This is a genomic window from Streptomyces sp. NPDC030143 (genome assembly GCF_055573695.1).
The window spans coordinates 1-5,184 of sequence record NZ_JBVIAY010000054.1 but is presented as its reverse complement, the minus strand read 5'-3'; the positions used below and the strand labels follow the sequence as shown (position 1 = coordinate 5,184).

Here is a 5,184-nt window from a genome sequence, read left to right as displayed (position 1 = left end):
TGGAAGTCATCCGCCCCAGAGCCCCGCGCATGGCCGAACGCCTGGTCAACGACATCTTCGACGCGCTCGATGAACAGACGGTCGTGGTCCCAGGGACTGGCACCCTCGACGTGATCGTGCCGTCCCTGGCCAAGTCGCTGGCCGCCGTCCACGAACAACGCAAGGCTCTCGAAGCCCAGACCCAGGCTGCTGGAGGCCCACCCTCTTTCCAAGGTCCTGACGTCGCTGCCCGGCGTCGGCGTCAGGACCGCCGCAGTCCTCCTGGTCACCGTCGGCGACGGCAGCTCGTTCCCAAGCGCCGCCCACCTCGCCTCCTACGCCGGTCTCGCGCCGGCAACCAAGTCGTCGGGGACCTCGATCCACGGCGAACACGCCCCAAGAAGCGGGAACCGGCAACTCAAACGCGCGATGTTCCTCTCCGCGTTCGCCGCTCTCCACGATCCCGCCTCCCGCAGCTACTACGACCGCTGCCGGGCCCGAGGCAAGACCCACACCCAAGCCCTCCTCCGCCTCGCACGCCACCGCATCAGCGTCCTGTTCGCCATGCTCCGCGACGGCACCTTCTACGAACCACGCACCCCCGAAACGGCCGCCGCATGACCGACCAGACTTGACCAAGGACATAGAGGCACCCCCCCCCGCATCGGCCCGGGTCAGCGCATGAAAGCGAGGCGACTTCATGGATCGCACCCGCTCAGACCCGGGTACGCCGTACGGTCGTTCCACGGATAGCGACTAGGCAATGACGCCGGGTCAGGTGTAGGAGGGGATCCGAGGATGGTCAACGCCCGTACGTACCCGCTGTGGCGGGATCTCGCGATGCGTGAGGACCTCCCCAAGGAAGCACTCAAGACAGTGATCGGGGCCTTGTGCGCCCCGGCGACGACGCCGGACGGTTTCCACGCCCAGGCCGACCAGTGGCGGGAGGAAGCACTCAAGGCCGCGCTGCCCGCGCTGCTGGCCCGGACTTCCGCCAAGCGGCTGCGCGGCCAGCTCCTGGTGCACGCCGACGAGAAGACGCTGGCCGCCCTGGCGGCCGACGGCACCGTGACCGCCGCCGACGTGCCCGCCATCCTGCGGCACCGCCGGGCCTGGGCCGGGCTGATCTCTGCGCTGGCACGGCACCCCGGCCAGGTCGAGGCGGCAATCGCACTGTTGCCCCGCCTCCCCGGCCACGAGGTGGAACAGGTCATCCGGGACTGGGACCCCGACCGCTACACCCGCACCAAGGGCGCGGCGCCGGCCCCGCCCGTCCCGCAGGAACTGTTCGACGCCGTCCTGGAAGTCTGCCTCACACCGCTCGCCGCGTACCTCCTTCACCCCGAGCCCGAAGAGGGCTGGGAGACGGTGTCCGCGTTCTTGAAGGACTGGTCGCTGGAGCTGGGCGACAACAGTGCCTGGGCGATGCTGGCCCGGTGTCCCCAGCGGTGGGCGCAGCTCACCGCGCACCCCGTGCTCGGGCCGGCTGTTCAGCACCTGCTGCTGGACCAGGCCGAAACACAGGCCCTCGAGGACGCCCGGCTCCGCGCCGCCGACCCGGATGGCGAGGAACCCCCCGCCGACCCGGCTCCCGCTCTCAGCGACGAACTGCTGCTCGCCTGCCTTCCGGCCTTGTGCCTGCCCCAACTGGCCGACCTGCCCAACCCGCAGGTGACCGCCCGCCGGACCCTGCACCACATCGCCAACCGCGTCCACAACAACCCGCGCCTGGCCGGCCTCGCCCCCGACCAGCTGCACGCGGCCGCCGACGCTCTCGTCACCCGCGGCCAGCTGCTCACCTGGGCCGACAAGCAGGAAGGCGACCACGAGTTCGACGGCCGCGTCCTACGCCTCGCCGAGGACCTGGCCCTCCTCAGCGCCAACCCAGACCACCTCGCCGGGGCCTGCGCCCAGCTCGCCCGGCTGGATCAGCCGGCCGTTGTCTCCCCCACGCCGAGCCGGACCCTGATCCGCGTCATCAACAACACAGATCCCGACCACGACCGCCCGGCCCGGCTCCTGGAACGCCACTACGAGCACCGCCGGGTCCAGGCACTCGTCACCCTCGCCGCCAACCCGAACACCCCGCACGCTGCCGTCACGGACGTCCTGAACGGGCTGCACCCAGCCGAACTGGCCTGGATCGCCGAGAAGGCCGGCGGGCCCGACTGGTTCCTGGCAGCGGCGGCCGCTGTCCCGGTACCCGAAGACGAGCACGACGGTGTGGTGCGGCTGCTCGACGACGACGAACTCGGCAAGCACCCCGACCCCGCGGCCGTCCTGCAGTCCTGGCTCGACTCCCCCGCCACCGGTGAGATCTTCTCCCGCTCCGAGGTCTACCGCGCCGTCGTCAAATCCCGCCACCACACCCTGGAGCACCTGCGCCAGATCCCCGCCGACGAAATCCTCGCCCGCCACGAACCCGAAGTCGCCCTGAAAATCCTGCTGGACCACTGCGGGCGCAGCACCGACCGATGGGAGGCCCTCGCCGCCGCCATGACCTTCGACTACGACGGTGAGAAGATCACCTTCGGAGAGCTCCTCGACTCCCTGGCCGGCGCGACCGCGGAAACGTAGGGGGGAACAGCACAGCGCCACGGCGCTCCCCACAGCGGGCACGGCCAGGGCCTCTTGCTCTGTTCCCACCGGTGCCTCACCATCTGTGATGAGACAACTACGGCGAACCTAGGGGTGGGGCGATGTCGTCGGGTACAGGCGGGGATTCCTGGGCGGATAAAGCGCTACCCAGCGTGTTGACAGGCTTGTCCAGACGGTAAAGGTCGCCCCTGGGCGGTCACTGGGTCAGACCCCTGAGTCCATCGCCGTGGCCCAAGCACTAGCCGACGGCCTCATTGACGACGACCGGTCGACTTGTCGGTGACCGAGACGCCCGAGTCGTAGTCGCTCGGCCTCGCCAAATGCCGTTCCTATGGCCGTTTGACTCTGCGTGATGACGGTCACATTTATGCTGGGAGCCGCAGAGGGGGCGAACGGGACGGGAACGGTCTCCGTATGGCCGGTTCATGCCAGGAGCCGGTTGTGCGCCACTACTGGTGAGATCTTCCCAAGCCACAAACGTACAAATGTACTGCCGTGGCTGATCGAATTCCATGAAGCACGCCGGGGCAGGGGAACGGGTGGAATGATGGCGGAGGAGGTTCGGTCCCTCATGGGGGAGACGGGGATCGAAGTGGATCCCCGTTCACAGGTCCACGACCGCGACTGGATCACGCGAGTGGTTGACCGGGTGTCGGCGACGCTGTCAGTCATGGTGATCGGACAGGTTTCCTCCGGAAAGTCGTCATTGATCAATTCGCTGCTCGGTCGGAAGCTGCTGATCACCGACAGCAAGCCGACCGACGGTGTGGTTGCAGTCCTCAACCCGCTCGACGAATCGGCACCGGAGGAGTACGCGGAACGCATCTGGCCCGATGGCACCGTCACCCGATTCGAATCGATCGCCCACGCAGTGGGCTTTCTGCGGCAGCAGGAAACGTTGAGCGAGCAACAAGTGGAGTGCCGGGAAGTGCGGTTGTACCTCCGCGTCCCACTGCTCCGCCAGATTCGGCTCATCAGCACACCCGGCCTGGGAGATCGCTTGCAGGCCTTCGAAGACGTGACTCTCCGCTACCTGAGGGAGGATGAATCGGATCTGGTCCTGTGGACCTTCTTCCCGGAAAGCGCTGGCAACGCCGGGGAGGTCGGCGTCTTCGCCCGGGCGCTTGCGGATCGCAAAGCGGCAGTTCTGGGAGTCGTAACCAGGTCCCTGGAAGATCACGACGACGACCCGGAATACGACCCGTACCGTGATCCGCAACTGACCGGACCCGGTGGTGTGGTTGACGCCCTGCGCGACAACCTCGGGGCCTATCTGAATGAAGTCGTGCTGTACGACTCTCATCAAGCACGACGGCTTGTTGCACGCCGCCAGCAGGAGCCGGCCCTGGCATCCGACAGTGCCTTCCAGCGCGAGTTGGAGCGCTGCGGATACCTACCGTTGCGGCAAGCGTTGGACGACCTTGTCGGTCCGTTCGGTGAGCGAATCGAACGGTCACGCATGCGGCTGTTGCTCTTGCGGTGCAGCGGATATGCCAAGGGACTGGCCGATGTTGCGGACACCGTGAAGACCGAGTGCGAACGCCGCCGCGTCGTCAGCCAGGAGTACCTGGAGGAGTGGGCTCGCATCGAACGCGAGGTGATCGAGCCTGCCCGCGTGCAGATGCGGGACGACGTCCGGACGGTCGCCACGCAGCGAGCTCCAGAGCTCGCCTCGCTCTATGGTCGCGCCAGCGCCGACACGGTGTTGGAGCACTTCACTCTGGTGCAGACACTGGTGGGCGCGGCTGCGAGCTGGACAGGCGCTGTCGAGTCCGCCCCTGATCGCCTCGACAGGTTGATCCGATCCGCCATCCGGCGGGCCGAGCAGGAGAGTTCATTCTGGGAGCGCACCAGCACCGACGGCGCTTCGGTCGCCGACAGGCACCTTCGACGGCTGCAACAGGATCTGCGGGATGTCGGGCTCGTGATTCCCGCCGGAGATGGCGGAGGTGAGACCCCCGCCATGTCACTTGGCCGTCCGGGATCCGCCGCCCAGGAGCCCACCGGGGCAGCTACGGCCACCACCGCATTGGCGGCCGCCACAGCTGCCGCCGCGGCGGTCAGCACGCTCTCGGCCCAGCAAGCCGCCAAAGAAGCAGCGAAACAAGCCTCCAAAGAAGCAGCGAAACAGACCACAAAGGCCACTGTCGGGGCGGCGGCAACGCTTGTCCTCACCGTCCTCACGGCCTTCGACCTCTTGAAGCTGGTCAAGGATTTCGGTAAGGACCGTGACGCCCTCGCCAACAAGCTCCGAGCGCGGTACGAAGCCGAGGAGGCAGCTTTCGCACGCCACATCTTCGATCACCTGTGGGCCCCGGTGGAACGCCGGCTCGAGGAGATGCTCGCCGGCCCACGGGCCTCACTCGTCCCGTACTCGCAGGACGTCGCGCTGTGGGAGGAGAGGGCTGTCCAAGCACAGCGGCTCAAGAACCGGCTGACGGAACTATCCAACGACTTCACGGAGCGGGCGGGGCGTTAAACGTGAGCGGAACGAAACCTCGTACAGCTCGGTTAAGAGCTCCTAACAGAAGTTGTTGATCACGTGACTGTCCGCGTGGTTGCTCGTTGGTCTTGCCGTGGGGAAGAGGGAGTCGCGGCCGTGGATCG

Annotated in this window: 2 protein-coding genes and 1 pseudogene; all 3 read left to right on the top strand. The window is 67.3% G+C overall.

Annotation, left to right across the window (positions count from 1 at the left end; translation table 11 throughout):
* Positions 1 to 600, top strand: a pseudogene (locus ACZ4YY_RS37395) (transposase); the annotation flags it as partial.
* Positions 601 to 777: 177 nt separating this feature from the next.
* Positions 778 to 2,556, top strand: a complete 1,779-nt coding sequence (locus tag ACZ4YY_RS37390; RefSeq protein ID WP_468299852.1) for a hypothetical protein — start codon at positions 778 to 780, stop codon at positions 2,554 to 2,556.
* A 592-nt stretch (positions 2,557 to 3,148) separates the two neighbouring features.
* Positions 3,149 to 5,056: a dynamin family protein gene (locus ACZ4YY_RS37385; protein WP_468299850.1), complete on the top strand. Its 1,908-nt coding sequence runs from the start codon at positions 3,149 to 3,151 to the stop codon at positions 5,054 to 5,056.
* Positions 5,057 to 5,184 lie beyond the last annotated feature (128 nt).

Bases quoted from the DNA above. Each gene is read 5' to 3' on its own strand.
- ACZ4YY_RS37385 (WP_468299850.1), top strand. From the start codon at position 3,149: ATGGGGGAGACGGGGATCGAAGTGGATCCCCGTTCACAGGTCCACGAC.
- ACZ4YY_RS37390 (WP_468299852.1), top strand. From the start codon at position 778: ATGGTCAACGCCCGTACGTACCCGCTGTGGCGGGATCTCGCGATGCGT.